Annotated in this window: 24 protein-coding genes; 9 read left to right on the top strand and 15 right to left on the bottom strand. The window is 71.7% G+C overall.

Going from position 1 to position 25,986, the window contains the following annotated elements; genetic code table 11:
- Window positions 1-66 precede the first annotated feature (66 nt).
- Window positions 67-969: an LLM class flavin-dependent oxidoreductase gene (locus tag ACFVXK_RS00960; protein ID WP_389609103.1), complete on the top strand. Its 903-nt coding sequence runs from the start codon at window positions 67-69 to the stop codon at window positions 967-969.
- Between the two features lie 41 nt (window positions 970-1,010).
- Here ACFVXK_RS00960 and ACFVXK_RS00955 read toward each other — a convergent pair whose 3' ends face one another.
- Entirely contained in the window at window positions 1,011-1,550 is a 540-nt protein-coding gene (locus ACFVXK_RS00955; protein ID WP_389609101.1) for an RNA 2'-phosphotransferase, read from the bottom strand.
- A 141-nt stretch (window positions 1,551-1,691) separates the two neighbouring features.
- Between ACFVXK_RS00955 and ACFVXK_RS00950 the strand changes: the two genes are divergently transcribed.
- Complete coding sequence (locus ACFVXK_RS00950; protein WP_389609099.1) at window positions 1,692-2,462, top strand: aquaporin; 771 nt, start codon at window positions 1,692-1,694, stop codon at window positions 2,460-2,462.
- A 115-nt stretch (window positions 2,463-2,577) separates the two neighbouring features.
- On the opposite strand, the gene ACFVXK_RS00945 is transcribed toward ACFVXK_RS00950, so the two are convergent.
- The 3 genes from ACFVXK_RS00945 to ACFVXK_RS00935 form a co-directional block, all read right to left on the bottom strand.
- The gene (locus ACFVXK_RS00945) at window positions 2,578-3,492 is read right to left on the bottom strand and encodes a MerR family transcriptional regulator (RefSeq protein WP_389609097.1); all 915 of its coding nucleotides are present in this window, start codon (window positions 3,490-3,492) and stop codon (window positions 2,578-2,580) included.
- 222 nt (window positions 3,493-3,714) lie between these two features.
- Window positions 3,715-5,490: an SDR family oxidoreductase gene (locus ACFVXK_RS00940; RefSeq protein WP_389609191.1), complete on the bottom strand. Its 1,776-nt coding sequence runs from the start codon at window positions 5,488-5,490 to the stop codon at window positions 3,715-3,717.
- A 5-nt stretch (window positions 5,491-5,495) separates the two neighbouring features.
- Window positions 5,496-6,371, bottom strand: coding sequence for a M24 family metallopeptidase (locus tag ACFVXK_RS00935; RefSeq protein ID WP_389609095.1), 876 nt, complete (start codon window positions 6,369-6,371; stop codon window positions 5,496-5,498).
- 222 nt (window positions 6,372-6,593) lie between these two features.
- On the opposite strand from ACFVXK_RS00935, the gene ACFVXK_RS00930 reads away from it, so the two are divergent.
- The 5 genes from ACFVXK_RS00930 (at window position 6,594) to ACFVXK_RS00910 (ending at window position 10,843) form a co-directional block, all read left to right on the top strand.
- Window positions 6,594-7,589 (top strand): ABC transporter ATP-binding protein, encoded by a 996-nt coding sequence (locus ACFVXK_RS00930; protein WP_389609093.1) that lies wholly within the window; start codon window positions 6,594-6,596, stop codon window positions 7,587-7,589.
- The gene (locus ACFVXK_RS00925) at window positions 7,579-8,466 is read left to right on the top strand and encodes an ABC transporter permease subunit (RefSeq protein ID WP_389609091.1); all 888 of its coding nucleotides are present in this window, start codon (window positions 7,579-7,581) and stop codon (window positions 8,464-8,466) included. The genes ACFVXK_RS00930 and ACFVXK_RS00925 overlap by 11 nt, the downstream gene beginning before the upstream one ends.
- Window positions 8,463-9,374, top strand: a complete 912-nt coding sequence (locus ACFVXK_RS00920; protein WP_389609089.1) for an ABC transporter ATP-binding protein — start codon at window positions 8,463-8,465, stop codon at window positions 9,372-9,374. The genes ACFVXK_RS00925 and ACFVXK_RS00920 overlap by 4 nt, the downstream gene beginning before the upstream one ends.
- Window positions 9,375-9,389: 15 nt before the next feature.
- A complete protein-coding gene (locus ACFVXK_RS00915) occupies window positions 9,390-10,109 on the top strand; it encodes an ABC transporter permease subunit (RefSeq protein WP_389609087.1) in 720 nt (239 codons plus the stop codon).
- Window positions 10,110-10,189: 80 nt separating this feature from the next.
- Window positions 10,190-10,843: a rhomboid-like protein gene (locus ACFVXK_RS00910; protein WP_389609085.1), complete on the top strand. Its 654-nt coding sequence runs from the start codon at window positions 10,190-10,192 to the stop codon at window positions 10,841-10,843.
- A 176-nt stretch (window positions 10,844-11,019) separates the two neighbouring features.
- Here the strand turns inward: ACFVXK_RS00910 and ACFVXK_RS00905 are convergent, their stop codons facing one another.
- The 9 genes from ACFVXK_RS00905 to ACFVXK_RS00865 all read right to left on the bottom strand — a co-directional run bounded on the left by ACFVXK_RS00905 (window position 11,020) and on the right by ACFVXK_RS00865 (window position 20,854).
- Window positions 11,020-11,832 (bottom strand): HAD family hydrolase, encoded by an 813-nt coding sequence (locus ACFVXK_RS00905; protein ID WP_389609083.1) that lies wholly within the window; start codon window positions 11,830-11,832, stop codon window positions 11,020-11,022.
- Complete coding sequence (gene serS, locus ACFVXK_RS00900; protein WP_389609081.1) at window positions 11,829-13,106, bottom strand: serine--tRNA ligase; 1,278 nt, start codon at window positions 13,104-13,106, stop codon at window positions 11,829-11,831. The genes ACFVXK_RS00905 and serS overlap by 4 nt, the downstream gene beginning before the upstream one ends.
- Window positions 13,107-13,642: 536 nt before the next feature.
- Window positions 13,643-14,578, bottom strand: a complete 936-nt coding sequence (pheA, locus tag ACFVXK_RS00895; protein WP_389609079.1) for a prephenate dehydratase — start codon at window positions 14,576-14,578, stop codon at window positions 13,643-13,645.
- A 42-nt stretch (window positions 14,579-14,620) separates the two neighbouring features.
- Entirely contained in the window at window positions 14,621-15,988 is a 1,368-nt protein-coding gene (gene efeB, locus ACFVXK_RS00890; protein WP_389609077.1) for an iron uptake transporter deferrochelatase/peroxidase subunit, read from the bottom strand.
- The gene (locus tag ACFVXK_RS00885) at window positions 15,913-17,886 is read right to left on the bottom strand and encodes a copper resistance protein CopC (RefSeq protein WP_389609075.1); all 1,974 of its coding nucleotides are present in this window, start codon (window positions 17,884-17,886) and stop codon (window positions 15,913-15,915) included. The genes efeB and ACFVXK_RS00885 overlap by 76 nt, the downstream gene beginning before the upstream one ends.
- Window positions 17,887-17,908: 22 nt before the next feature.
- A complete protein-coding gene (locus tag ACFVXK_RS00880; RefSeq protein ID WP_389609073.1) occupies window positions 17,909-18,430 on the bottom strand; it encodes a copper chaperone PCu(A)C in 522 nt (173 codons plus the stop codon).
- On the bottom strand, window positions 18,427-19,080 hold the full coding sequence (locus ACFVXK_RS00875; protein ID WP_389609071.1) for an SCO family protein: 654 nt from the start codon (window positions 19,078-19,080) through the stop codon (window positions 18,427-18,429). Before ACFVXK_RS00875 ends, ACFVXK_RS00880 begins: the two co-directional genes overlap by 4 nt.
- A gap of 115 nt (window positions 19,081-19,195) precedes the next feature.
- Window positions 19,196-19,921, bottom strand: coding sequence for a YcnI family protein (locus ACFVXK_RS00870; protein WP_389609069.1), 726 nt, complete (start codon window positions 19,919-19,921; stop codon window positions 19,196-19,198).
- A 117-nt stretch (window positions 19,922-20,038) separates the two neighbouring features.
- On the bottom strand, window positions 20,039-20,854 hold the full coding sequence (locus ACFVXK_RS00865; protein ID WP_389609067.1) for a hypothetical protein: 816 nt from the start codon (window positions 20,852-20,854) through the stop codon (window positions 20,039-20,041).
- A 235-nt stretch (window positions 20,855-21,089) separates the two neighbouring features.
- Between ACFVXK_RS00865 and ACFVXK_RS00860 the strand changes: the two genes are divergently transcribed.
- Entirely contained in the window at window positions 21,090-21,569 is a 480-nt protein-coding gene (locus ACFVXK_RS00860) for an ATP-binding protein (RefSeq protein WP_389609065.1), read from the top strand.
- Window positions 21,570-21,630: 61 nt separating this feature from the next.
- On the opposite strand, the gene ACFVXK_RS00855 is transcribed toward ACFVXK_RS00860, so the two are convergent.
- Together ACFVXK_RS00855 and ACFVXK_RS00850 are read right to left on the bottom strand one after the other, a co-directional pair.
- A complete protein-coding gene (locus ACFVXK_RS00855; protein WP_389609063.1) occupies window positions 21,631-23,094 on the bottom strand; it encodes an aminopeptidase P family protein in 1,464 nt (487 codons plus the stop codon).
- A 134-nt stretch (window positions 23,095-23,228) separates the two neighbouring features.
- Window positions 23,229-24,821 (bottom strand): PP2C family protein-serine/threonine phosphatase, encoded by a 1,593-nt coding sequence (locus ACFVXK_RS00850; protein ID WP_389609061.1) that lies wholly within the window; start codon window positions 24,819-24,821, stop codon window positions 23,229-23,231.
- Between the two features lie 419 nt (window positions 24,822-25,240).
- Here ACFVXK_RS00850 and ACFVXK_RS00845 point away from each other — a divergent pair, with 419 nt between their 5' ends.
- A complete protein-coding gene (locus ACFVXK_RS00845) occupies window positions 25,241-25,969 on the top strand; it encodes a bifunctional DNA primase/polymerase (protein WP_389609059.1) in 729 nt (242 codons plus the stop codon).
- Window positions 25,970-25,986 lie beyond the last annotated feature (17 nt).

The raw sequence follows: 25,986 nt of genomic DNA, 5'->3' as shown, positions 1-25,986 counted from the left end.
CCAGAGATGTTTCACGTGAAACGTGGCTCACAGCGTGGGGACGGCTCGCACCGTAGGCTCAGTGACATGAGTCTTCGCTTGAGCACCGTGATCCTGCCGGTCCGTCCGTGGCACGAGGGCGGCCGCGACCAGTGGGAGCGGGCCGAGCGGCTCGGGTTCCACACGGCCTACACCTATGACCATCTGACCTGGCGCACCTTCCGCGACGGCCCCTGGTTCGGTGCGGTTCCCACCCTGACCGCGGCGGCGGCCGTCACGACCCGGCTCCGCCTGGGCACGCTGGTCACCTCGCCGAACTTCCGGCACCCGGTGACCCTGGCCAAGGACCTGATGTCCCTGGACGACATCTCCGGCGGGCGGATCACGCTCGGTATCGGTGCGGGCGGCAACGGCTTCGACGCGACCGCGCTGGGACAGGAGGAGTGGAGTCCCCGCGAGCGCGCGGACCGCTTCGCCGAGTTCGTGCCGCTGCTCGACCGGCTGCTGACCGAGAGCGCGGTGACCCACCACGGGACCTTCTACTCCGCCGAGGAAGCCCGCAACATCCCCGGGTGCGTTCAGGGACCGCGCCTGCCGTTCGCCGTCGCCGCGACCGGCCCTCGGGGTGTGAAGCTCGCCGCGAAGCACGGTCAGGCCTGGGTGACCGCGGGTGACCCTAAGGTCTTCGAGGGCACGCCCGAGCAGTCCCTGGAGGCCCTGCGCGGACAGATCGGCAAGCTGGAGAAGGCCCTGGCCGAGGCCGGGCGGGCGCCCGAAACCATCGAGCGGGTGCTGCTGACCGGGTTCACCCCGGAGCGCGGCAGCATGCTGGAGTCCGTGGACGCGTTCGTCGACTTCGCCGGCCGGCACCGCGAGCTGGGCTTCACGGAGCTGGTCATCCACGCCCCGATCCCGGACTCCGACTTCGCGGCCGACGAGGCCGTCTTCGAACGGATCGCCACCGAGGCGCTCGGGCAGCTGGGCGCCTGACGCCCGGTTGCTCACCCCCCCCCGCCGGAGTTTCCGCGCCGCTACTGGAAGCGCAGGAACTCCGGCGGCACGGCGTCGGCCAGCCACACCCCGTTGGCGCTGACCCGGAAGACGTGCCCGGCCGCGCGCATCGCCCCGGCGTCCACCGGGAGCACGATGGGTCGCCCCCTGCGCGCGCCCACGCGGGTGGCCGTCTCGCGGTCGGGCGAGAGGTGCACGTGGTGGCGGCCCATCGGGCGCAGGCCTTTGGCGCGGATCGAGTCCAGGGCCGCGGCCACGGTGCCGTGATAGAGGTAGGCGGGCGGTTCCGCCTCCGGCAGGTCCAGGTCCACCTCCACGGTGTGGCCCTGGTTGGCCCTGATGCGGCTGCCGTCGACGGTGAACCGCTGTTTGTCGTTCGTGGCGACGACGTGATCCAGCTCGGCCCGGCTGAACGGGAAGCGGTGGGCCGCCGCGGCGCGGAGGAGGTCGTCGATCTCCACCCAGCCCTGCGGGTCGAGCGTCAGTCCGATGCGTTCCGGCTGGTGCCGCAGGTGTTTCGAGACGTATTTGGACACCTTCACGGTGCGCCGGTCATCCATGTCCCCAGCTTGATGGCTCGGGCGGGCCCTCCGCAGTGATTTTCCGCCCCCGCGGCGTCGTCGTACGCCGACCACCCCTCTATTAAGTTTCCAAGATACGGAATATATTTTCCGCTAGAAGCTCATTCGGAGGGAGAAACTATGACAAATAAGGCTTCACTGCTGCGGCGTGCGGCTGCCGAGCTCATCGGCACCGCGGGCCTGCTCGTGGTCGTGATCGGGTCGGGTATCCAGGCCGCGTCCCTCAGTCGCGACACCGGTGTCGCCCTCGTCGCCAACTCGCTGGCCACGGCCATCGGCCTCGGTCTGCTCATCACCCTCTTCGGGCCCCTGTCCGGCGCCCACCTCAACCCCGTCGTCACCCTCACCGCCTGGTGGGCCCGTCGGGCCGGAGGCGAGGGGCTCGCGGCCCGGGAGGCCTTCGCCTATGCCGGTGCGCAGACGGTCGGGGCGGTCGTCGGCGCCGTCGTGGCCGAGATGATGTTCGGCCGCACTCCGGGGACCTTCTCCACCCAGGTCCGCGGCGGCGGTCACCTGTTGATCGGTGAGATCGTCGCGACCGCCGGACTGGTCCTGGTCATCCAGGGGCTCGACCGCATCGGCCGTCCGAGGCTCATCCCCGCCGCGGTCGCCTCGTACATCGCCGCCGCCATCTGGTTCACCTCGTCGAGTTCCTTCGCCAACCCGGCCGGAACGGTCGGTCGCGCTTTCAGCGACTCCTTCACCGGCATCGCCCCCCAGTCGCTGCCCGGGTTCGTCGCCGCGCAGCTGGCCGGAGGCGTCCTCGGGCTCGCCCTGGCCACGTTCCTCTACGGACGCGACCGCGACCGCACGGCGTCCGGGCAGACGGACGCACCCGCTTCCATGGCCGATATGCCCCGCCCCAGCCCGGGGTTCGAAGCGAGCGTCTGACGCGGTACTCCTGTTGCCCACAGGGAAAAGGCAGTTGTCCACAGCCGTTTCGGCGGGTTTCGGCGTCATCTGAGCGATTCGCCCAGGGGATCGCCTGTGGACTACCGATCGAGCATTACCGGCCGCCCCGGCTGGCCAAGTCGTTCATCGTCCGGGCCTGGAGCTCCCGTTCCGTCGCGGCCCGGACGAATTCCGCCACGTGCTCGGGACCCACCAGCTCCTGCACCGCCCGTACCGTCCCGGCGGGCAGGGCCACCGGAGCCGGCCCCGTCGGCTGGACCGCGCCCGGCGCGCCGAGATGGCGCTGGAGGTGCCGGGTCGCGAACAGCCTCATGGCGCGCGCCAGTTCGGCGTCGACCGTCTGCTGGGCCAGGGGCCGCAGCCGGCGCACCATCGTCGCCGCTTCCGCCGCGTCCGCGTCCGTCGGCGGCACCTGGCCGAGGTAGCGGGCGAAGACGTGCTCGGTGGTGAACTCCAGGAAGCGCGAGGCGATGTGCTCGACCTGTCCGCGCAGCTCCCGCAGATGGCCGGTGATCGCCGCGAGGGGCACCCCGGCCGCGTACAGCTCGGCCGCGACCGCCAGTTCCTGCGGTGAGGGCACGAGGAACTCGTCCGGACGGCCCGGGATGCGCTCCAGCACCCCGAGCTCACACGCCTCGTCCACCGCCCCGTCGTCCGGCAGGCCGCCGAACCGGGCGTTGAGGTCCTCCCGGCTGATCCGGTCGGCCTCCTCGTCCGTCCACGGCCCCTGCACCTCCGCGACCAGGCCGAGTACGCCGCCCAGCCCGCGCCCCGCGTCCCAGGCCTCCAGCAGCTCCTTGATGGAGGCCAGGGTGTACCCGCGGTCCAGCAGGTCCGCGATCTGGCGCAGCCGCGCCAGGTGCGTGTCCCGGTAGACGTTGGAACGGCCCCGCCGCTCCGGTTTCGGCAGCAGACCGCGGTCCTGGTACGCGCGGATGGTGCGTACGGTCGCCCCGCTGTGGTGGGCCAGATCCTCGATCCGGTACTCGGCTGGCGCCTGATCGGACAATCCCGGCTCCCTACGACATGGCGGCTCGGCCGACCGCGCCCGCCGCGGTCCGGGCGGCAGGAGGCGCCGCCAGGTACTCGACCGCCGTGAGCAGCGAGCCCTCCTGCGAGGGATGGTACGACCGCGGGATGGAGCGGGGTATGTCCGTGCCGGGCTCTCTGCGCGGCGGGACCGGCTGCCGCTCCCGTGGCCGTGCGCCGGCCCGGCCCGCGGCCGCCCGGTTCACAGCCGGGGCTCCAGCCGGGCGATCCTGCGCAGCGTGTTCGGCATGAACCGGGACATCCACAGGGCGCCCTTGGACTCGGGGGTCACGGGTACCACCGCCTGGTTCTTCACCACCGCGAGCAGGACCGCGTCGGCGACCTTCTCCGGCGGGAAGTTGCGCAGCCCGTACAGCCGCGAGGAGCGCTCCTGGCGGCGCTTCTCCTCGGCCGCGTCCACGCCGGCGAACCGGGAGGTGGCGGTGATGTTGGTGTTCACGATGCCCGGGCAGACGGCCGAGACCCCGATCGACCGGGAGGCGAGCTCGGCGCGCAGGCACTCGCTCAGCATCAGCACCGCCGCCTTCGAGGTGCTGTACGCGGGGAGGGTCCGGGACGGGAGGTAGGCGGCGGCGGAAGCGGTGTTGACGATGTGTCCGCCCTGGCCGCGCTCGGCCATCTGCCTCCCGAAGACCCGGCAGCCGTGGATGACCCCCCACAGGTTCACGTCGAGGACCTTCTTCCAGTCCTCCGGGGAGGTGTCCAGGAAGGAACCCGACAGTCCGATGCCGGCGTTGTTGACCAGCACGTCGACGATGCCGTACTCGGCGGCCACCTTCGCCGCGAGCTTCTCCATCGCCTGCTCGTCACTGACGTCGACGCACTCGCCCCAGGCGTCGGCGGCGCCGACGAGCCGGGCCATCTCGGCGGTGCGGGCCGCTCCTTCGCCGTCCCGGTCCACGGCCACGACCCGGGCCCCGGCCTCGGCGAACGCGAAAGCGGTGGCCCGGCCGATACCGCTGGCCGCGCCCGTGACCAGCACCAGCCGGCCCGAGAACCGGTCGGCGTACTTCCCCGGAGCCTTCTGCTCCGGGGCCTTCGCCGTGGGCTCCTCCCGGGCGGTGACGAACTCGCCGATCCAGGCCGCGACCTGGTCGGGGCGGGTCCTGGGGATCCAGTGCTTCGCGGGCAGGGTGCGCCGCACGAGGTCCGGGACCCACCGCTCCAGGTCGTCGTAGAGCCGCTCGGAGAGGAAGGCGTCCCCGGTCGGGGTGATCAGCTGCACCGGTACGTGCGCGTAGGCGTCGGCGCGCGGCCGGCGCAGCCTCGGCCGGACGTTGTCGCGGTAGAGCCAGGCGCCGTGCGCCGCGTCCGAGGGGAGCGAGGCCGTCGGGTAGCCGCCGCCGGCCGGGACCCCCTCATGGCGCGCGAGGATCCTCGGCCAGCGCTTGCCCAGCGGGCCGCGCCAGGCGAGCTCCGGCAGCACGGGCGTGTGCAGCATGCCCACGTACCAGGACTTAGCTCCCTGGTTCAGCAGCTGCGCGGCCCGGCGCGGGGTGGGCCGCGTCATCCGCCGCTTGATCCAGTGCCCGAAGTGGTCGAGGGAGGGACCCGACATGGAGGTGAAGGAGGCGATCCGGCCCTCGGTCCGGGCCACCGTCGCGAACTCCCAGCCCTGGACGGAACCCCAGTCGTGGCCCACGAGGTGCACGGGGCGGTCCGGGCTGACGGCGTCCGCCACCGCCAGGAAGTCGTCGGTGAGCTTCTCCAGGGTGAAGCCCCCGCGCAGCGGTACCGGTGCCGAGGACCGGCCGTGCCCGCGCACGTCGTACAGCACCACGTGGAACCGGGCCGCGAGCCGCTCGGCGACCTCCGACCAGACCTCCTTGCTGTCCGGGTAGCCGTGCACCAGCAGCACGGTGGGCCGTTCCGGGTCGCCGAGCTCGACGACGCACAGTTCGATCCCGCCCGTGCTCACCCGGCGCTCGCGCGCTCCCGCCAGTGCCGTACCGCTCATCCCGCTCATGCCGCCTTCTCCTCGGTCCAGCGCCGCACGTGCGGCAGGTCGTCGTCCAGCCAGAACGCGCTCTCCCTGGGATCCCGGGAGTCGGTGACCACCAGGATCTCCTCGAACTTCGCACCCGTGCCGCGGAAGCCCAGATGCGGCTCCACCGCCCACAGGCCGGGCTGCGGCGGGTGGTCGGAGAAGTGGTACGGGCTCCACAGCGGGGACCAGCCCTCGCGGTGGCCGTGCAGGGCGTCGGAGGCCAGCCCCTTGAGGGACTGCGTGCCGAACCCGAACGCGGTCGGGGACCAGCGGCGCTCCTTGACCCGGTCTATCTTGTGCGCGATGACCCCGAAGGGATAGGCCCGGTGCCGGTTGGCGTACCCCTGGCGGGTCATCAGCCGCTCGACGTTCTCGTAGATCTCGCGCAGCGGGCGGCGCTCGCGCACCTGCTCAAGGATCAGCGCGCGGTGCGGCCGCAGGTCGGACATCAGCCGGTCCTGCACCGGATTGAGCCCCAGGCTGCCCGAGTAGCCGACGTCCGCGGCGTAACCGCGGTAGACCGGAGCCATGTCCAGGATGAACGGCATCCCGGGCTCCAGCCTGCGGTTGGTCGGGAAGAACTGGAGCGGGATCTTGAAGTTCGCGAAGGCGGTGCGGTCCCCGAACCAGGCGAAGGGCAGGTGGAACCAGTCCCGCACTCCGCGCTCGCGCAGCCACTCCCGCTGCATCCGGGCCGCCTCGCGCTCGGTCACCCCGGGGCGGAGCTGGGCCGCCACCGTCTCGGCGCACTCGTAGGCGAGGCGCTGGACCTCCTTGAAACCGCGCAGCTCGGCGGTGAGCCGCGCGGAGCCCTGCGCGGCGCGTTCCCTGGTGCCCGTGTCCCCAGCCATGCCAGCCGTCCGTCCTGTCAGCCGTACCCGCCGAAAGTTGACACTGATGAATGTGACAATGACCGGAGATCACGTCAAGGGTCGTGCAAGGACCTGTGGACAACCCGTCGCCCCGCCCGGCCGGTGTCAGCCTTCCGTCAGGGTCCGTAGTCCTCAAGGCGGAGACGGGATCCCGCTCCAGGTCTGACGCTCCGCCCGGGCCTCGGCACTAACGTCGAACCCGTGACTGTCATCGCGACCGAAAGCCTGAGCAAGCGGTACCCCCGAGTGACCGCCATCGACCGGCTCTCCCTGGACATCGGACCCGGAGTGACCGGGCTCGTGGGCGCCAACGGGGCCGGCAAGTCCACGCTGATCAAGATCCTGCTCGGGCTGTCGCCCGCCACCGAGGGCCGCGCCGCCGTCCTCGGACTGGACGTCGCCACACACGGCAGCACGATCCGCGAGCGCGTCGGCTACATGCCCGAGCACGACGCCCTGCCGCCCGACGTCTCGGCCACCGAGTTCGTCGTCCACATGGCACGCATGTCGGGCCTGCCGCCGACCGCCGCCCGCGAGCGGACCGCCGACACCCTGCGCCACGTCGGCCTGTACGAGGAGCGCTACCGCCCCATCGGCGGCTACTCGACCGGCATGAAGCAGCGCGTCAAGCTGGCCCAAGCGCTCGTACACGACCCGCAGCTGGTCCTCCTCGACGAGCCGACCAACGGCCTCGACCCGGTGGGCCGCGACGAGATGCTCGGCCTGATCCGCCGCGTCCACACCGACTTCGGCATCTCCGTCCTGGTCACCTCCCACCTCCTCGGCGAGCTGGAGCGGACCTGCGACCACGTCGTGGTCATCGACGGCGGCAAGCTGCTGCGCTCCAGCTCCACCAGCGACTTCACCCAGACCACGACCACCCTGGCGGTCGAGGTCACCGACTCCGACGCGCACCCGGACGGAACGGCCGCGCTGCGCAAGGCGCTCACCGCCGCGGGCCTGACCCTCCACGCCGGCGAGGAGCAGGGCCTGCCCGGAGCCGGCCACGTCCTCCTCGTCGAGGCGACGGGCGAGGACACCTACGACACCATCCGCGACACCGTCGCCGATCTCGGCGTCGGCCTGGTCCGCATGGAACAGCGCCGCCACCACATCGCGGAGGTCTTCCGCGAGAGCGACCGCTCCGCGCAGCGCATCCAGATCCAGCAGGGGGGAACCGGTACCGATGGCGCCTGAGACCTCGACCCAGATCCACAACATCGGCTACCGGTCCTACGACGGCCCCCGGCTCGGCCGCGCCTACGCCCGTACCTCGCTGTTCTCGCAGTCGCTGCGCGGCGCGTACGGGCTCGGCCGCTCGGCCAAGTCCAAGGTCCTGCCGATGATCCTCTTCGCGGTGATGTGCGTCCCCGCACTGATCATCGTCGCGGTGGCCATCGCCGTGCCCGGCTCCACCGACCTGCCGATCAAGTACACGACGTACGCCCTGACCACCCAGGTGGTCATCGGCCTCTACCTCGCGTCCCAGGCTCCCCAGTCGGTCTCGCGGGACCTGCGCTTCAAGACGGTGCCGCTGTACTTCTCGCGGCCCATCGAGCGGGTCGACTACGTCCTGGCCAAGTACGCCGCCATGGCTTCGGCCCTCTTCATCCTCACCGCCACCCCGCTGCTGATCATGTGGATCGGCTCGCTGCTGGCGAAGTTCGACTTCGGTCACCAGACCAAGGGATTCGGGCAGGCACTGGTGTCGGTACTCCTCCTGTCGCTGCTCTTCGCGGGCCTCGGGCTGGTCATGGCCGCCCTCACCCCGCGCCGCGGGTTCGGCGTGGCCGCGGTCATCGCCATGCTGCTCATCCCCTACGGCGCCGTCTCCACCGTGCAGGCGGTCGCCTACGGGACCGGCAACACCGGCCCCATCGAGTGGCTGGGCCTCTTCTCCCCGATCACCCTGATCGACGGCGTGCAGACCGCGTTCCTCGGTGCGACCTCCGCCTTCCCCGGCGGTGAGGGCCCCTCGGCCGGAACCGGATTCGTCTACCTGCTCGTCATCCTCGGCCTCATCGCCGGCTCCTACGCCGCCCTGATGGCCCGCTACCGGAAGGCCGGGCTGTGACGACCATCGACATCGACCACACCTCCCGCTGGTTCGGGAACGTCGTCGCCGTCAACGACGTGACCATGCGCATCGGACCCGGCGTCACCGGCCTCCTCGGCCCCAACGGCGCCGGCAAGTCCACCCTGATCAACATGATGGGCGGCTTCCTCGCCCCCTCCACCGGCACCGTCACCCTCGACGGCGCCCCGATCTGGCGCAACGAGTCGGTCTACCGGCAGATCGGCGTGGTACCCGAGCGCGAGGCGATGTACGACTTCCTCACCGGCAGGGAGTTCGTCGTCGCCAACGCCGAGCTGCACGGGCTGGACGAGGCGGCGGCCCAGCGCGCGCTGGCCACCGTCGAGATGGAGTACGCCCAGGACCGGAAGATCGCCACCTACTCCAAGGGCATGCGCCAGCGCGTGAAGATGGCCTCCGCGCTCGTCCACGAGCCGTCGGTGCTGCTGCTCGACGAGCCCTTCAACGGCATGGACCCGCGCCAGCGCATGCAGCTGATGGACCTGCTGCGGCGGATGGGCGACGAGGGCCGCACCGTGCTGTTCTCCTCCCACATCCTGGAGGAGGTCGAACAGCTGGCCTCCCACATCGAGGTGGTCGTCGCCGGCCGGCACGCCGCCTCCGGTGACTTCCGCAAGATCCGCCGTCTGATGACGGACCGCCCGCACCGCTACCTCGTGCGCTCCTCCGACGACCGGGCCCTCGCCGCGGCCCTGATCGCCGATCCGTCGACCGCCGGCATCGAGGTCGACCTCAAGGAAGGCGCCCTGCGGATCCAGGCCGTCGACTTCGGCCGCTTCACCGAGCTGCTGCCCCGGGTCGCCCGCGCGCACGGCATCCGGCTGCTGACCGTCTCGCCCTCGGACGAGTCCCTCGAATCCGTCTTCTCCTACCTCGTCGCGGCCTGAAAGGAGCTGGCAACCATGTACAACCCGACCGTCGCCCGGCTCACCTACCGGGCCCTCCTCGGCCGCCGACGCGCGGCGATCCTCTTCGCGCTGCCCGCCCTGCTGCTCCTCATCTCCGTCGCCGTCCGCTTCTTCACCGGGGTGGACGACAAGGTCGCCTCGGAGCTGCTCGGCGGCTTCGCGCTCGCCACGATGGTCCCGCTGATCGGCGTCATCGCCGGTACCGGCGCCATCGGGCCGGAGATCGACGACGGCTCGATCGTCTACCTGCTCTCCAAGCCGGTGAAACGCCCGACGATCATCATGACCAAGCTGATCGTCGCGATCGCCGTCACGATGGCCTTCTCCGCCATCCCCACCCTGATCGCGGGCTTCATCCTCAACGGCAACGGCCAGCAGATCGCCGTCGCCTACACCGTGGCGGCGCTCGTCGCCTCGATCGCCTACAGTGCCCTCTTCCTGCTGCTGGGCACCGTCAGCCGGCACGCCGTCGTCTTCGGCCTGGTCTACGCCCTGATCTGGGAGTCCCTCTTCGGCAGCCTGGTCTCCGGCGCCAAGACCCTGAGCGTCCAGCAGTGGGCCCTGGCCCTGGCCGAGAAGGTCGCCGGGCAGGGGTACGTGGACGCCAGCGTGGGCCTGCCCACCGCCGTGGTCCTGCTCCTGGTGGTCACCGTCGGCGCCACCGTGTACGCGGGCCAGAAGCTGCGCCGTCTCACCCTGGCCGGCGAGGAGTAGTCCGCCGCACCGGCCGGAACCCGTGCCCCGCCCGGCCCACAGGCCGGGCGGGGCACGGCCGTACCGGGCATCATCGGGGCATGATCGAGCACCCCGGACCCGAGCCGTCCAGGCCTCTGCGGGCCTGGATACGCTCCTCGCCCGGCACACACATATGGCTGCTGATCGTGGCCGTGACCAGTGTCGTCGTGGCGATCGCCCCGGACCGGCTCGACCACGTGCTGCTCCACCGCAACAGCAGCAACATCCACCAGCTGGTCAAATACCCTCTGCGGGCCCTGCTGAGCAGCGCCTTCTGGATCGAGAACCCGGCCTCGCTGGCCCTCTACACCCTGCTCTTCGAGCTTTTCCACGCCACCGTCGAACGCTGGCTGGGCACCCTGCGCTGGCTGGTGATCGTCGCCACCGCCCATATCGTCGCCACCCTCGCCAGCCAGAAGGTCCTCCTCATGGCCATCGAGGACAACCGCGCGCCGCACAGCATGACGCACGTCGTGGACATCGGCGTCAGCTACGGGCTCGCGGCCTCCATCGGGGTCCTGACCTACCGTCTCCCGAACCCCTGGAGATGGTTCTACCTGGCCGGAGCGGTGGCCTTCTTCGGGATTCCCCTGCTCACCGGCGGCACCTTCACCGACCTCGGCCACGCCATCTCACTGGCCGTCGGGCTGCTGGCCTGGCCGCTGACCCTCCATCCGGATCCGCACGGGAGCCATGTTTCACGTGAAACATGAGCCCCTGAGCGCGGGCTGGGCGGCGCGGGGAAATTCGCTGGTAAGGGGCGTGCGCCCCCGGCACAGTGGGAGGTGCGGGGAGCAACAAAAGGGTCCGGGACAGCCACTTCGAGCGCGCCTCACGGCGCGGGCTGTTCCGGACCTTCTTCGTCAACGGATGCGGATGTGGATGCGGCTCAGGCGGCGCCCAGCAGACGCTCCAGCACCACCGCGATGCCGTCCTCCTGGTTGGAGGTGGTCACCTCGTCGGCCACGGCCTTCAGGTCGGCATGGGCGTTGGCCATCGCGACACCGTGTGCGGCCCAACCGAACATGGGGATGTCGTTGGGCATGTCGCCGAACGCGATCGTCTCGGCGGCCTTCACCTTCAGCCGGCGCGCGGCCAGCGAGAGCCCCGTGGCCTTGCTCAGTCCCAGCGGCAGGATCTCCACTATCCCCGGGCCCGCCATCACGATGTCGACCAGGTTGCCGACGGTCTCTCGGGCTGCCTTGACCAGCTCGTCCTCGCCCATGCCCGGGTGCTGGATGTAGAGCTTGTTGAGCGGAGCGCTCCACACGGCCGCGGTGTCCTCCAGGTAGAGGGCCGGCAGGCCCGCCTGTACCTGGTAGCCGGGTCCGAACAGGACCTCGCCGTCGACCCCGTCCCGGCTGGCGGCCAGCGCCAGCGGGCCCACCTCGGCCTCGAGCTTGGACAGTGCCAGACCGGCCAGCTGCCGGTCCAGCGTCACGGAGGTCAGCAGCCGGTGGGCTCCCGCGTCGTAGACCTGGGCCCCCTGCCCGCACACCGCGATCCCCTTGTAGCCGAGGTCGTCCAGCACGCCCCGGGTCCAGGGCACGGCCCGGCCGGTGACGATGATGTGCGCCGCGCCCGCCGCGGTGGCCGCGGCGAGCGCCTCACGGGTGCGCTCCGAGACGGTGTCGTCGTCACGCAGGAGCGTGCCGTCGAGATCCGTCGCGACGAGCTTGTACGGGAACGGGGCCGTGCTCACTTGGCGATCGGCTCCAGGACCTCACGGCCGCCCAGGTACGGGCGGAGCACCGGGGGGACCCGCACGGAGCCGTCGGCCTGCTGGTGGTTCTCCAGGATGGCGACGATGGTGCGGGGGACGGCGCACAGGGTGCCGTTGAGCGTGGACAGCGGAGCGGTCTTCTTGTCCTCGCGGTAGCGGATCTGCAGGCGGCGGGCCTGGAAGCCGTCACAGTTCGAGGCGGAGGTCAGCTCGCGGTACTTGCCCTGGGTCGGGATCCAGGCTTCGCAGTCGAACTTGCGGGAGGCGGAGGCACCCAGGTCGCCGGTGGCGACGTCGATGACCTGGAACGGCAGCTCCAGGCTGGTCAGCCACTGCTTCTCCCACTCCAGGAGCCGCTTGTGCTCGGCCTCGGCGTCCTCGGGCGCGACGTACGAGAACATCTCGACCTTGTCGAACTGGTGGACGCGGAAGATGCCGCGGGTGTCCTTGCCGTACGTACCGGCCTCGCGGCGGAAGCACGGCGAGAAGCCGGCGTACCGCAGCGGCAGCTTGTCGGCGTCGATGATCTCGTCCATGTGGTACGCGGCGAGCGGGACCTCGGAGGTGCCGACCAGGTAGTAGTCGTCCTTCTCCAGGTGGTACACGTTCTCCGCGGCCTGGCCGAGGAAGCCGGTGCCCTCCATGGCGCGCGGGCGGACCAGCGCGGGGGTGAGCATCGGGATGAAGCCGGCCTCGGTGGCCTGGGCGATCGCCGCGTTGACGAGGGCGAGCTCCAGCAGGGCGCCGACGCCCGTCAGGTAGTAGAAGCGCGAGCCGGAGACCTTGGCGCCGCGCTCCATGTCGATGGCGCCCAGCGCCTCGCCGAGCTCCAGGTGGTCCTTGGGTTCGAAGCCCTCGGCGCCGAAGTCGCGGATCGTGCCGTGGGTCTCGAGGACGGTGAAGTCCTCCTCGCCGCCGACGGGGACGTCCTCGTGGACGATGTTGCCGAGCTTGAGCAGGAGCTGCTTGGCAGCTTCGTCCGCCTCGTTCTGCTCCGCCTCCGCCGCCTTGACGTCGGCCTTGAGCTGCTCGGCCTTGGCCAGCAGCTGGGCGCGCTCCTCAGGGGTGGCCTTGGGGATGAGCTTGCCGAGGGACTTCTGCTCATTGCGCAGTTCGTCGAAGCGCATGCCGGAGGACCTGCGGCGCTCGTCGGCGGAGAGCAGTGCGTCGACGAGGTCGACGTCCTCTCCACGGGCGCGCTGCGAGGCGCGGACACGGTCAGGGTCTTCACGGAGCAGCCGAAGGTCAATCACCCCTCCAGGCTACCGGTCTGGGCTTCCTGGGATCACACCGATATCACGCTGCGTGTCATTATGTCCCGATTGGGGGGAATGCAAAACACTTGCCCCCGTGGCTGGAAGAGGCTCCTCGGGGCGGCCGATAAACCCGGCCCGATTCCCCGAAAAGGGGCACGGTGGAGGGTGGTGGGCGGGGCCTGATCAGCGCTGAGGGTTCAGCCTTGTCCACAGGAATTCCAGCGGGACTCCCCTTATCCACAGGCTGTGTGCCGCATCTGTGGACACGGAATTAGATCAATAGGCATCCGCGGGGAGCCGTGCCGGCGCAGGGTTCAAACCGCCCTCACACACTCATTCGGGTGGGAATGGCTCGCTCCAAAGAGTTGGTCGGTGATACAGGGGTGACGCCGTTCACCTGTCGCTTCCCAGCGCGAAACCTGCGCCACCCGACCGATATGTCGACCTTGTCGTGCCGCTCTGTCGACTTGTCCCCAGGTCTCCCGCCCGCCCTGTGGATAACTCTGTGGACAAGTGGAAGAGATGGGGACGGGCTACGCCCGGCCGTCGAGGCAGCGGGCCAGCCAGTCGGAAGCCTCTGTGAAATCGCCATCGGAGGTACCCGGCCGCGCCGCCCGCACCTCACTCAGAGCGACGCCGGCCCGCGGGTAGGAGCCCAGGAAGCGCACCTGGGGACAGGTTCGGCGCAGCCCCATCAGGGCCTCGCTCACCCGCCGGTCGGAGATGTGCCCCTCGGCGTCCACGGCGAAGCAGTAGTTCCCGATCCCCTCGCCCGTCGGCCGGGACTGGATCAGCATCAGGTTCACGCCCCGTACCGCGAACTCCTGGAGCAGCTCCAGCAGGGCGCCGGGGTGGTCGTCGCCGAGCCACAGCACCACGGAGGTCTTGTCCGCGCCCGTCGGGGCGGCCGGCCGGGCGGGCCGCCCCACCAGCACGAACCGGGTCTCGGCGTTCTGCGCGTCGTGGATCTCGGTGACCAGCGCTTCGAGCCCGTACGTGGCAGCGGCGAACTCGCCCGCGAAGGCGGCGTCGAACCGCCCCTCCTGGACCAGCCGCGCCCCGTCCGCGTTGGAGGCGGCCGACTCCCACACCGCGTCGGGCAGGTGCGTCCGCAGCCAGTTGCGCACCTGCGGCTGGGCGACCGGGTGGCCCGTGACGGTCTTGATGTCCGACAGCTCGGTACCGGGCCGCACCAGCAGCGCGAACGTGATGGGCAGCAGCACCTCGCGGTAGATCATCAACGGCTCGCCCGAGGCCAGCTCGTCGAGGGTGGCGGTGACCCCGCCCTCCACCGAGTTCTCGATCGGCACCAGCGCGGCCGCGGCCTCGCCGCTGCGCACGGCGTCCAGGGCGGCCGGGACCGACACCATCGGGACGAGCTCCCGGGTGGCGGCTTCCGGCAGGGTGCGGAGGGCCGCTTCGGTGAAGGTGCCCTCGGGACCGAGATAGGTGAAGCGCGTGGCCGACATGCGATCAGCCTAATGCCGGGCCGCCCGCCGCCGTGGGGCTGTTCACCCTTCGAGCAGCCGCTGCCCGACGTACTCGCCGGCGCGCGGGCCGGGCGGTACCGCGTACAGGCCGCTCGACTCGTGCCGGATGAACTCGGACAGCGCGTCACCCCGGTCGAGCTTGCGCTGCACCGGGACGAACCCGCGCAGCGGATCGGCCTGCCAGCAGATGAAGAGCAGGCCGGCGTCAGGGGTGCCGTCGGGGGCGATCCCGTCGTGGAAGGAGAACGGCCGCCGCAGCATGGCGGCGCCGCCGTTCTGCGCCGGTGCGGAGATCCGTGCGTGTGCGTTGGAGGGGATCACCGGCTTGCCGTCGGGGCCGAGCTTGTCCAGGACCAGGGGCGTCGTCTCGCCGCCACCGGTCAGGGGCGCGCCGTTGGACTTCGTCCGGCCGATGACCTGCTCCTGCTGGGCCAGGGAGCGCTTGTCCCAGTCGTCCAGCAGCATCCGGATCCGGCGTACGACGGCGTACGAGCCCCCCGCCATCCAGGAGTGCTCCGCCGGTCCGGGCCCGGCCGCGGGTACGAAGATCCGCTTGTCGAAGTCGGGGTCCGCGGGCTTCGGGTTCCCGGTGCCGTCGATCTGGCCCATGAGGTTCCGCGCGGTCATCGGGGAGGCGGTGGCGCCGGGGGACCGGTTGAAACCGTTCATCTGCCAGCGCACCCGGGCGGCCTCCCCGGCGTCCTTCTGCAGCGCCCGCAGGGCGTGGAAGGCGACGAGGCCGTCGTTCGAGCCGATCTGCACCCACAGGTCGCCGTTGCTGCGCTGGGCGTCGAGCCGGTCCGAGGAGAAGTCGGGCAGCGGGTCGAGGGCGGCCGGGCGGCGGGCGGTGAGCCCCGTGCGCTCGAAGAAGGAGTGGCCGAACCCGAACGTGATGGTCAGGGAGGACGGCCCCGCGTCAAGGGCGATGCCGCTGTCCGCCGTCGGGGCGCTCTCCCCCGCCATGAGCCGGCGTGCGGTCTCGGACCAGCGGCGCATCAGCGCGGCGGCCTCCGTACGTCCGGCCCCCGGTGCCAGGTCGAAGGCCAGGACGTGGCCCTTCGCCTGGAGCGGGGTGGTGATGCCCGCCTGGTGGTCTCCCTCGAACGCGACCGCGGTGGCGCCGAGGGAGGAGAGGGCCCCGGCCGCGCCGGGGGCGCCGGCCGGGGAGTCGGCGACCGCCGAGTGCACGAGGGCACCCCCGGTCCCGCCGAGCGCGAGCCCGACGGCGCCCGCGGCGCCGACCGTGCCCAGCAGCCGGCGCCGGGAGATCTCGATGTCGGGGGTGCTGGGGGTGCTGCTCTCGGTCACGCTGTTCAGCCGATCTTGACGTTCTTCTGGACGGTCGTCTGGTCGATGTCGGAGGTGCGGACGGTCACGTCGATGCGCCATTCGCCCGCGAGGGGAAGCTGGACCCCGGACGCCGACCAGTGTCCGGGAGCGTCGCGGTCCGGGGCCACCGGCAGCGGGCCGATCTCCTGGGCCGGGAGGGTGAAGGAGATCTTGACCTCGGGCAGGTCGACGGGCTTGCCGTCGGCGCCGTCCGCCCACAGGTGGAGGGTGTTGGCCCCGACCCGGCCCGGGTCGAGCTCCAGCCGGACCGTGCCCTTGCCGTTCTGGCCGCCGGTGTCGTAAGGCAGGGTGATCTTGACGGGACGGTTGGGGACGGCGGTGGAGGCCGTGCCCCGCCCGGCCTCCTGCTCCACGGCACGGCCGGGCTCGGTACTGGTCAGAACGGTGGTGACGGCCAGCAGGACGACGGCCACCGCGGCCTCGGCGAGGACCGACCGGCGCAGGCCCGACCGACCCGGATCGGCGTCGCGGACCTGGTTCTCCAAGGCCTTCTCACGGGCCGCGCGCTGCCGGGCGAGCTGCGCCGCCCGCTTCGGGTCGGCGTCGGGTCCGGCCGCCCCGGCGGTCGTGCCCGAGGTCGTTGTTTCACGTGAAACATCGCCGCCCGCGCCCACCGTGGCCGGCTCCTCGGCCCGGTCCTCCGCCGTCACCTCGGCCAGCCGGGCCGTCCACTTGCGGGAGAGGTAGGCGATGCCGACGAGGACGGCCACCAGGGCGACCTTGATCAGCAGCAGCCGGCCGTAGCTGGTGCCGGTGAGCGCCGACCAGCTGCCGAGCTGCCGCCAGGACTGGTAGACGCCGGTGGCGGCGAGGACCAGGACGCTGATGAAGGCGACTCGGGAGAAGCCCTGGACGGCCTCCCGCTCGATGTCCGGAACCTTGTGGAGGGCGACGAGCAGGGCGGCGAGCCCGCCGAGCCAGGTGGCCACGGCCAGCAGGTGCAGGATGTCGGCCGGCATCGCGATGCCGGTCTGGATGCCGGTGGAGGCGTGCTCGGCGAGCGCCCAGGTGGCGGCGATGCCGGCGGCCACCACCGTGCCGCCGATGCCGAGCCCGAAGGCCAGGTCGCTGGTGTCCTTCGACTGCTCGGGGCTCTGCTCGCCGGCGTTCCTCTGCCGGCGCGCGTAGGCGCCGAAGAGGACGGCGATGAACAGGGCGGCCGCGCCGAGGAGCAGCAGCCGGGAGATGAAGGAGGCGCCGGTCTTGGTCTCCAGGACGGCCTTCAGGCCGTCGAGGTCGAAGGCGTCGGCGAACTTGCCCGACCCGGTGTAGGGCGTGCGCAGCACCAGCATCGCCAGCGTGGCGGCGGTGAGGGTGACCCAGCCGCGCACCACCAGCTTCTGCAGCGGGCGAACGCCGGAACCGCGGCGCCAGCACAGCAGGATGAAGGCGGAGCCGCCGACGAGGACGGTGAAGCCGGCGTAGGCGGCGTAGCGGGCGATGCCGTACGCGATGCCGACGGGGCCGCCGCCCACCTTCTGGGTGGGCAGGGAGACGGAGGTGGCCGAGGGCGCGCCGACGGAGAAGGTGAAGGCGCCGGAGACCGGGTGGCTGTCGGCGGAGACCGCCTGCCAGGCGACCGTGTAGGTGCCGTCGGGCAGTCCCGAGTGCAGGGCGGTCCCGTAGCGGATGACCGATCCGCTGCACATGTTCCGCAGTTCGCCGGTGTCGACGCGCTTGCCCTGCGGGTCCATGACGCGGATCGAGTCGTCACCCATGGCGACCTCCTCCGAGAAGGAGAGGGTCACCTGGGCGGGCGCCGTGGCGACCACCGCCCCGTCCTTGGGGTCGCTCGCGGTGAGTGCGGCGTGCGCCGTGGCCGGGGCGGCCGCGGTGAACAGGGTTGCCAGCAGGGCTGCGAGAACCAGCGCCAGCCGCGGCAGCGATGCCGTGGCGCGGACGCGGAAAGGAGGGGGAGCGGGGGCGGTGGCCGTCATGGCGTGTCAGTTCCTCGGTCCGTCAGTGGGCGGTGGAGTTCTGGGGGTTGTACGTCCGTTCCTTGACGTCCAGCTCGACCTTGACCGGATCGGCCTTCTCGAAACGCAGCTCGACGGTGACCTTGTCGCCGACGTTCGGCTTGTTCTTCAGGCCCATGAACATGATGTGGTTGCCGCCGCGCTCCAGGTTCAGCTCCCCTCCCGCGGGCACGTCCATGGACTGGACCTGCTGCATCTTCTGGTCCTTGGTCTCGTGGACCTGCAGATCGTCCGAGAGCGGGCTGGTCACGCCGAGCAGCTTGTCGGCCGTCTTCGAGTCGTTCTTGATCACCATGAAAGCGCCGGCCATCTTGTCGTTGACCGGCTCGGGCATGAACGCGCCGCTGACGGTCATCTTCGGCTTGGCCGATTCCTCGGCCTTCGCGCCGGTGCTCGCGTTCGACGAGGAGTCCGAGCCGGAGGAAGAGGAGGAGCAGCCGGATATGGCGAGCGCGGCCGTCAGGGAGAGGGCGGCGGCGAGGGTGCGGGTGGTGCGGGCGTTCACGGGTTCTGTCCCTTGATGAGCTTCGGAAGGTCCTTGGTGTAGTCCTCGACGGTCGTGCCCTCGCCGTAGAGGACGTAGCCCTCGTCGGTCTTGGGCGAGAACGCGATGACCTGGGCACCGTGCATGGAGACGATGCTGCCGTCGGGTTCCTTCTTGGGGGCCTCGATACCGATGCCGAGGGAGCGGGCGGCGGCCTGGATCTTGCCGAAGTCGCCGGTCAGCCCGGTGAAGGCCGGGTCCTGCGACCTGAGCCACGCGCCGAGGGACTCCGGGGTGTCGCGCTCGGGGTCCGTCGTGACGAAGACGACCTGGAGCTTGTCCTGGTCCTCCTTCGGGAGCGCCTTCTTCGCGACGGCGATGTTGCTCATCGTCAGCGGGCACACGTCGGGGCAGTTGGTGTAGCCGAAGTAGATCAGTGTCGGCCGGCCCTTGGTCTGCTCGCGCAGGCTCCACGGCTTGCCGGTGGTGTCCGTGAGGACGAGGTCCGGCTTGTCGAAGGGGCGGTCGAGGACGGTCGCGGCTCCGGCCTTCTTCTCGCCGGTGATCTGGGTGACCGTCGGGCTGTCCTTGGCCGCGTCACTGCCGCAGGCGGTGAGGGTGAGCGCGGCCGCAGCCGCGAGGGCGGCGACCGTCACACGTGTGGTGCGCATATGGAGATGTCCCTGGGATCGGGGATGGTGCGGATGTCTGGGAAAGGGGCCCGGGCCGGGCCGGGCCACGGGCCCTGCGCGGGCCCGTGGACGACGGGCCCGCGGGCCCGGTGGATCAGGCGGAGCGGCGGCGCGAGGCGATGCCGAAGGCCACCCCGCCGAGGCCGAGGACGATGCCCGCGATGCCGAGGGCGCGCGCGGTGGTGTCGGAGCCGCTCTTGGCGGCGGCCTCGTCGTGCTTGTCGTCCTTGGCGGCGTCCTTGCCGGAGTTCTTGGCGTCGGCCGGCTTGGCGGCGTCGTGGTTGTCGGCCCCGGCGGCGGCGGTCAGCTTCAGCGTGGGCGCGGGGTTCTGCGGCTCGGCGGCGCCCTCCTTGGCCTCTTCGATCCAGCGGACGACCTCGTTGTTGTCGTACGTCTGGATGGCCTTGAAGACCATCTTGTCCGCGTTGTCGGGGAGCTTGCCGACGGAGACCGGGAACTGCTGGAACTTGCCGGGCTCGATCTTGCCGCCGGTCCAGGTCACCTTGGTGACGACCTCGTTGACCTGCTTGCCGTGGACGTTCAGCGGCTTGTCGAGCTTGGTCTTCTCGACGGTGGACGTCCAGCCGGGGATGTCCTGCGGCATGACGGACGTCAGCGGCTGGTCGACCGGGAAGTTGACCTCGAGCTGGGTGGTCGAGGCGTTGTCGCGCTCGTTCGGGACCTTGAAGTTGATCGTCGCGTAGCCGCCCTTGGGGGCCTCGCCGGGCTGCACGCTGACGTGCGCGAAGGCGGTGCCGGACAGGGCGAGGACGGCGCCGGCGGCGAGGGCGGCGGCGAAGGAGACGCGAGAGGTCTTCATGACAGGAACACTCCACGGAGCAGTGGTGAACGGTGGGTCCGCACGCACGCACGGGCGCGCGCGGAGGTCACGGCACCGGTGCTCCCGTCGTGTGTCCCGGGGAGGGGAGGTGCCGCGTCAGGCTGCGAGGACGAGCGCAGCCGGCGGCCCACGCCGGATCACGGTGTGCAGGAGTGCGTCCCGGCCGGTCGTCGCCGCGGGTGCGGAAGCGGTCCGGCGGGCCCGGGGGCCGTGCGCCGGAGCGCCGGGCAGCCCGGCCGCGAGGGCCCGTACGAAGGCCAGCGCGGCGCGCAGCGGACGTATCGGGTCGGCTTCGGCGGAGAGCCGGGAGAGTTCGACCAGCCGGAACAGGGCGGCGTCGCCCCGGCCCAGCAGCCAGCCGGCGGTGAGCGCGGCCAGCAGGTGGCCGAGCAGCATGAACGGGCTGAACAGCCCGATCTCGGGGGCCCCGGCGTGGGCCGTGGCCAGGTGCATGTGGCCCATGTGGTCCGACGCGGCCGCCTGCGCGGCCAGGGCCGCCGGGTCCAGCCCGGCGGTCTCCAGGATGTGCCGGGCGTCGGCCGGGCTCAGCGGTACGGAGTTGCCCCCGCAGACCAGCCGGGCGGCGAGCGCCGCCAGCGAGGTGTCGGAGCCCGCGGCCGGGTCCTGCGCGACGGCGGCGCCGTGCTGGCCGAGGCCGAACAGCGTGTGCAGCCCGAGCTGGCCCACGGCCAGTCCGGCGGCGATGCCGGGCCGCGAACGGCGGCGTCCCGCGAGGGGGGCCGTGACGGCGAAGACGCAGACGAAGGCCAGGGCCAGAGCCCACCACGGCACGGTCGCGCAGGAGGCCACGGCGTGGCCCGCCGCGGACAGCACGACGCAGACCGCGGTGAACACCGCGGCCCGGGTCGTCCGGAGGCCTGCTCCGGCGCGTGTGGTGTGGGTGGCAGACATGGCCGGGCCATCATCGCACTGGCCCCGGGCCCTGCCTACGGCAGGTACTGGAGGGACCCTATGGTTCCGGTGTGCGGCCGGAATCGCGCCCCTCGTCCGCCCGGCCGGCGACCACCGGCGGATCCGGGGCTCGGGCGCCCGATACACGCCGGACGCACATGCCGCATCGGCCGAATGAGGGCTGTGCCGGCGGCTGGGGGCTTACGCACCACCCCGGGCGGCAATAGGTATCCGTATGAGCATCTGGTGGTCTCTCCACTTGCGGCGCGAAGCCGCGAGCGTGCCGCTCGCCCGGCGACTGCTGCTGGGGACCATGGAGACCGCGGGGGTGGACCCGGACATCTCCTACGAGCTGTCGGTCGCGCTGAGCGAGGCCTGCGCGAACGCCGTGGAACACGGTGGTCGCGGCGGTCCGGCAGGGGGCCCGGTCGGTGTTCCCGCCGACGAGGTCCTGGACGGCACCGAGGCGTACCACGTCACCGCCTTCCTCGACGGGGACCGCTGCCGCATCGAGGTCGCCGACTCGGGTCCCGGTTTCCCGCCGTCGACGGTGGCCCGCCGCAGACCCTCCCTGGCCGAGCACGGCCGGGGACTGCACCTGATCGCGGAGCTCGCCGACCACGTCCGGCTGCGCAACCGGCCGGGCCGGGGCGCGGTGGTGAGCTTCGAGCGGATGCTGAAGTGGCGCGAGGACGCCCTGCTGAGGGTGTCCTAGGAACGCGGACGGGCGGGGGAACCGGTACCGGCTCCCCCGCCCGTGGTCGCGTCCGGGGCGGTCAGCCCTTCAGCCGCGCCATCCACGCCTCGACCTCGACCGAGGTGCGCGGCAGACCGGCCGACAGGTTCCGGTTGCCGTCCTCGGTGACGAGGATGTCGTCCTCGATGCGGACGCCGATGCCCCGGTACTCCTCGGGCACGGTCAGGTCGTCGGCCTGGAAGTACAGGCCCGGCTCGACGGTCAGGCACATGCCCGGCTCCAGCGTGCCGTCGACGTACGCCTCGGTGCGCGCGGCGGCGCAGTCGTGGACGTCCAGGCCGAGCATGTGGCCGGTGCCGTGCAGGGTCCAGCGGCGCTGCAGCCCGAGCTCCAGGACGCGCTCGACCGGGCCCTCCAGCAGGCCCCACTCGACGAGCTTCTCGGCCAGCACGTGCTGGGCGGCGTCGTGGAAGTCGCGGTACTTGGCACCCGGCTTGACGGCGTCGATGCCGGCTTCCTGGGCCTCGTACACCGCGTCGTAGATCTTGCGCTGGATGTCGGTGTACGTGCCGTTGATCGGCAGCGTGCGCGTGACGTCGGCGGTGTAGAGGGAGTGGGTCTCCACGCCGGCGTCCAGCAGCAGCAGGTCGCCGGAGCGGACGGCACCGTCGTTGCGGACCCAGTGCAGGGTGCAGGCGTGGGCGCCGGCGGCGGCGATGGTGCCGTAGCCGACGTCGTTGCCCTCGACGCGGGCGCGCAGGAAGAAGGTGCCCTCGATGTAGCGCTCGGACGTGGCCTCGGCCTTGTCGAGGACCTTCACGACGTCCTCGAAGCCGCGGACGGTGGAGTCCACGGCCTTCTGCAGCTCGCCGATCTCGAAGGCGTCCTTCACGGCGCGGGCCTCGGAGAGGTAGACGCGCAGTTCCTCGTCGCGCTCCTTGGTCACCTTGTCGGTGAGCGCGGCCTCGATGACGGAGTCGTGGCCGCGGACGGCGCGGACCGGGCCGGTGGCCTCGGTCAGGGCCTCGGCCAGCTCGCGGACGTCCTTGGCCGGGATGCCCAGCAGCTGTCCGGCCTCGGCGAGGGAATGGCGGCGGCCGACCCAGAGCTCGCCCTGGCCCGAGAGCCAGAACTCGCCGTTCTCGCGGTCCGAGCGGGGCAGCAGGTAGACGGTGGCCTCGTGGCCGGTCTCCGTGGGCTCCAGGACCAGGACGCCGTTCTCGGTCTGGTCGCCGGTGAGGTACGCGTACTCGGTGGAGGCGCGGAAGGGGTACTCGGTGTCGTTCGAGCGGGTCTTCAGCCGGCCCGCCGGGACCACCAGGCGCTCGCCGGGGAAGCGCGCGGACAGTGCGGCGCGGCGGTCGGCGGTGTGGGCGGCCTGGGCGATGGGCTCGAGACCGTGCAGCTCGGTGTCGGCCCAGCCCGTACGCATGCTCTCCGCGAGTTCCTCGCTGACGCCCGGGTACAGCCCGTTCTTGCGCTGCTTGTGCTTCTTCTGGGGCTGCTCTTCTTCCGGGGTCTCCGGGGTGAGCTCGTCAGCCACGTCATCTCCTCAGCCGATACGACACGCACGGGTCCGGGTGCGAACCCCGTTCATCGTATGTGTGAGGAGGCGGCGCCCGACCAGTCCTGTGACAAACAAGTCAAAACGGGCGCCCGCCGTGGTGTGCCGGCCGGTCAGTCGAACCGGGCCGCCAGCAGGACGACGTCCTCCGTGTCCTGGTGGGGATCGGCGGAGGGCGGGCGCGGCCCGTCCTCGGGGAGCACGGTCCGCAGGATGTGGTCGCAGAGGGCCGCAGGGTCCTCCCGGGCGCCGCGCGGGACGCCCGCGGCCGCCGCGTGGAGCCGGGCGTAGGCCCGGTCCATGGGGTCGCCGGTCCGCCGCAGCAGCCCGTCCGTGTACAGCAGCACCGTTTCTCCGGCGGCGGGCTCGATCTCCACGCTGGGCGCTTCCCAGCAGGCCAGCATCCCCAGCGGCGCCGAGAGCGAGGTCTCGACGTACTCGGTGCGGCGCTCGCCGATGAGCAGCGGCGGCGCGTGCCCCGCCCCGGCCAGGATGATCTTGCGAGCGGCGGGCTCGCAGTACGCGAAGAGGGCGGTGGCCGAGCGCGCGGGCTCGGTCAGCCGCAGCAGCAGCTCCAGGTCGGAGAGGACCGCGACCGGATCCTCCCCCTCCATGACGGCGTACGCGCGCAGGGAGGCCCGCAGCCGTCCCATCGCGGCGACGGCGCTCGGCCCCGAGCCCGAGACCGAGCCGACGGCGAGGCCCATGGCGCCCTCGGGGAGCGGCAGCGCGTCGTACCAGTCGCCGCCGCCGAGGGGGCCGGTGCGGTGGCGGGCGGCGAGCTGGACCCCGGGGATCCGCGGCAGCCGGCTGGGCAGCAGTTCCTCGGAGACGGTGGCCAGCCGGGTCCGGGAGCGGTCCACCTCCAGCATCCGGGCCAGGTGCTCGGCCGCATGCCGGACGTAGAGGCCGACGAGGTCGCGCTGGCGGTCGCCCGGTTCGGCCTGCTCGTCGTAGAGCCAGACGGCCGCGCCGAGCCGGCCGGTGGCCTCGGCGGTCAGCGGCAGTGCGTAGCTGGCGGCGTAGCCGAGGCGGGCGGCGACCTCGCGGTGGCGGGGGTCGACGGGGAGTTCACCGCCCCCGGTGCCGGGGGCGGCCGTCGTGCCGGGCTCGGGGAGGAACTCGGAGCCGCCGTGGGCGTCGGGGAGTCCGTCGAGGATGCGGCCGTACGAGGTCGCGCTGCGCGGCACCGTCTCGATGTGCCCGAGGTCGGCGCGGCCGAGGCCCAGGCCGATGGTGGACGTGGGACCGAGTCCGTCGGAGGGTTCCAGCACGACCAGTCCGCGGCGGGCCCCGACGAGGGCGGCCCCGGCGCGCAGGAACTCCCGCAGGGAGGAGTCGAGGTCACTCGCCCGGGCGAGGCGCTCGGTCAGCTCGTGGAGGGTGGTCAGGTCGGAGACCATGCCCGCCAGCCGGTCCTGGATGACGCTGCTCGCGGCAGGCGGGGCGGCCTGGGCGGGAGCGGTCCGGGCGGAGGTGGCCGCTGGGGCGGAGAGGGAGCCGGACGTGGGCGTGGGCGCGGCAGTGTGCGCCGGTGCTGTAACTGCTGGATCGATTCCAGCCACTTTCGGCAGATGCGGGGCGCTCATGGCGTCCGCCTTTCCACCTGGTGCGATTCGCCATATAGCATCGCAAACCCCCAGATCGTGCTGCGCCGCCATCAATGGATCCACATCTACACGCACCCGAGGATCGATGTCCAGCATTGTCCCGGTGGGAATACTGGTGTCCGTGGGACGGCAACTCACTGTCCAGCCGAGGCTAAAACTTGGCTGGAAAAAGCTGGAAGCGGACGGTTTTTGCGATCGACTGGACAGGCGCTGCAGGGGGCCCGGGTACGTAGTCGGTAGTGCCCGGGGCCAGTTGGCGCCCCCGGTACCGCCGGGAACCGCCCGGCCCGGGCCGTCGTCCTTAGCGGCGGCAGCCGGTCTCGACACCGGTGCGGGTCGCTCGGACCGCACGCTCCGGGCCCCTGCCGGACGTTTGACGGACCCGTAAGAAGACTGCACGAAGCGTGTGAAGCTGCTTCTGGCGGACTAGTGACGCGAAACGTGTACGTGTGGTGAGACACCGCTCACGTGGTGTGATGTGGCCCTCGACGTTCAACGGAAAGGAACGAGCGCTCATGCGCGAGATCCTCGGAAGGCGTCTCCAGCGGCTCCGCGATCGCTTGAAGTTCCCGCGCGCCGTCTCCCGCCCCGCCGCGGAGGCCGGGGCCGGGGCGGCTCCTTCCCTCCTCGAAGCCGCGCTGACCTGCGCCGCCGTCCGGCAGTGGCCCGTGCTGCCGGGCGTGGGCCGGGCCGGCGCCGACAGCCGGCGCTGCGCGTGCCCCGATCCCGACTGCGTGGTGCCGGGCGCGCATCCCTTCGACCCCGGCCTGCTCGCCGCCACCGCCGACGCGCGGATGGTGGCCTGGTGGTGGGGCAGGCGGCCGACGGCCCCGGTGCTGCTGGCCACCGGCGGCGCCGCGCCCTGTGCGGTGAGCCTGCCGGCCAAGGCGGCCGCGCGTGCCGTCGTACGGCTGGACGCGCAGGGCATGCGGCTCGGCCCGATCGTCGCCACGCCCACCCGGTGGTCCCTGCTCGTCGCGCCCTACTCGCTGGAGCGGCTCGGCGAACTCCTGTACGCCAAGGACCACGTGCCCTCCTCGCTGCGCTTCCACGGCGAGGGCGGCTACCTGTTGCTGCCGCCCTCGCCCGCGTCCGGCGGGGGGCAGGTCCGCTGGGAGCGGGAGCCCGAGCCGCGGCCGGGCGGTTCGGGCGAGCTGTGGCTGCCAGAGGTCGAGGCGCTCGTGGACGCGCTCGTCGAGGCGAGCAGCAGTGCTCCCGGCGGCGGCAGCCGACTGGCGTACTGAGCCGCTCATCACTCGTA

This window comes from Streptomyces sp. NPDC058157 (genome assembly GCF_042884105.1).
Classification (GTDB): domain Bacteria; phylum Actinomycetota; class Actinomycetes; order Streptomycetales; family Streptomycetaceae; genus Streptomyces.
The sequence above is the reverse complement of the archived record's forward strand: the minus strand, read 5'-3'. Positions and strand labels throughout refer to the sequence as shown.

Excerpts from the sequence above, each read along its gene's own strand:
- ACFVXK_RS00950 (WP_389609099.1), top strand. The coding sequence starts at position 1,692 with ATGACAAATAAGGCTTCACTGCTGCGGCGTGCGGCTGCCGAGCTCATC.
- ACFVXK_RS00885 (WP_389609075.1), bottom strand. The coding sequence starts at position 17,886 with ATGACGGCCACCGCCCCCGCTCCCCCTCCTTTCCGCGTCCGCGCCACG.
- ACFVXK_RS00875 (WP_389609071.1), bottom strand. The coding sequence starts at position 19,080 with ATGCGCACCACACGTGTGACGGTCGCCGCCCTCGCGGCTGCGGCCGCG.
- ACFVXK_RS00940 (WP_389609191.1), bottom strand. The coding sequence starts at position 5,490 with ATGAGCGGTACGGCACTGGCGGGAGCGCGCGAGCGCCGGGTGAGCACG.
- ACFVXK_RS00915 (WP_389609087.1), top strand. The coding sequence starts at position 9,390 with ATGTACAACCCGACCGTCGCCCGGCTCACCTACCGGGCCCTCCTCGGC.
- ACFVXK_RS00910 (WP_389609085.1), top strand. The coding sequence starts at position 10,190 with ATGATCGAGCACCCCGGACCCGAGCCGTCCAGGCCTCTGCGGGCCTGG.
- efeB (WP_389609077.1), bottom strand. The coding sequence starts at position 15,988 with ATGGCGCATCGACGTGACCGTCCGCACCTCCGACATCGACCAGACGAC.
- ACFVXK_RS00850 (WP_389609061.1), bottom strand. The coding sequence starts at position 24,821 with ATGCTGGACATCGATCCTCGGGTGCGTGTAGATGTGGATCCATTGATG.
- ACFVXK_RS00925 (WP_389609091.1), top strand. The coding sequence starts at position 7,579 with ATGGCGCCTGAGACCTCGACCCAGATCCACAACATCGGCTACCGGTCC.
- pheA (WP_389609079.1), bottom strand. The coding sequence starts at position 14,578 with ATGTCGGCCACGCGCTTCACCTATCTCGGTCCCGAGGGCACCTTCACC.
- ACFVXK_RS00865 (WP_389609067.1), bottom strand. The coding sequence starts at position 20,854 with ATGTCTGCCACCCACACCACACGCGCCGGAGCAGGCCTCCGGACGACC.
- ACFVXK_RS00935 (WP_389609095.1), bottom strand. The coding sequence starts at position 6,371 with ATGGCTGGGGACACGGGCACCAGGGAACGCGCCGCGCAGGGCTCCGCG.
- ACFVXK_RS00870 (WP_389609069.1), bottom strand. The coding sequence starts at position 19,921 with ATGAAGACCTCTCGCGTCTCCTTCGCCGCCGCCCTCGCCGCCGGCGCC.
- ACFVXK_RS00845 (WP_389609059.1), top strand. The coding sequence starts at position 25,241 with ATGCGCGAGATCCTCGGAAGGCGTCTCCAGCGGCTCCGCGATCGCTTG.
- ACFVXK_RS00960 (WP_389609103.1), top strand. The coding sequence starts at position 67 with ATGAGTCTTCGCTTGAGCACCGTGATCCTGCCGGTCCGTCCGTGGCAC.
- ACFVXK_RS00955 (WP_389609101.1), bottom strand. The coding sequence starts at position 1,550 with ATGGATGACCGGCGCACCGTGAAGGTGTCCAAATACGTCTCGAAACAC.
- ACFVXK_RS00860 (WP_389609065.1), top strand. The coding sequence starts at position 21,090 with ATGAGCATCTGGTGGTCTCTCCACTTGCGGCGCGAAGCCGCGAGCGTG.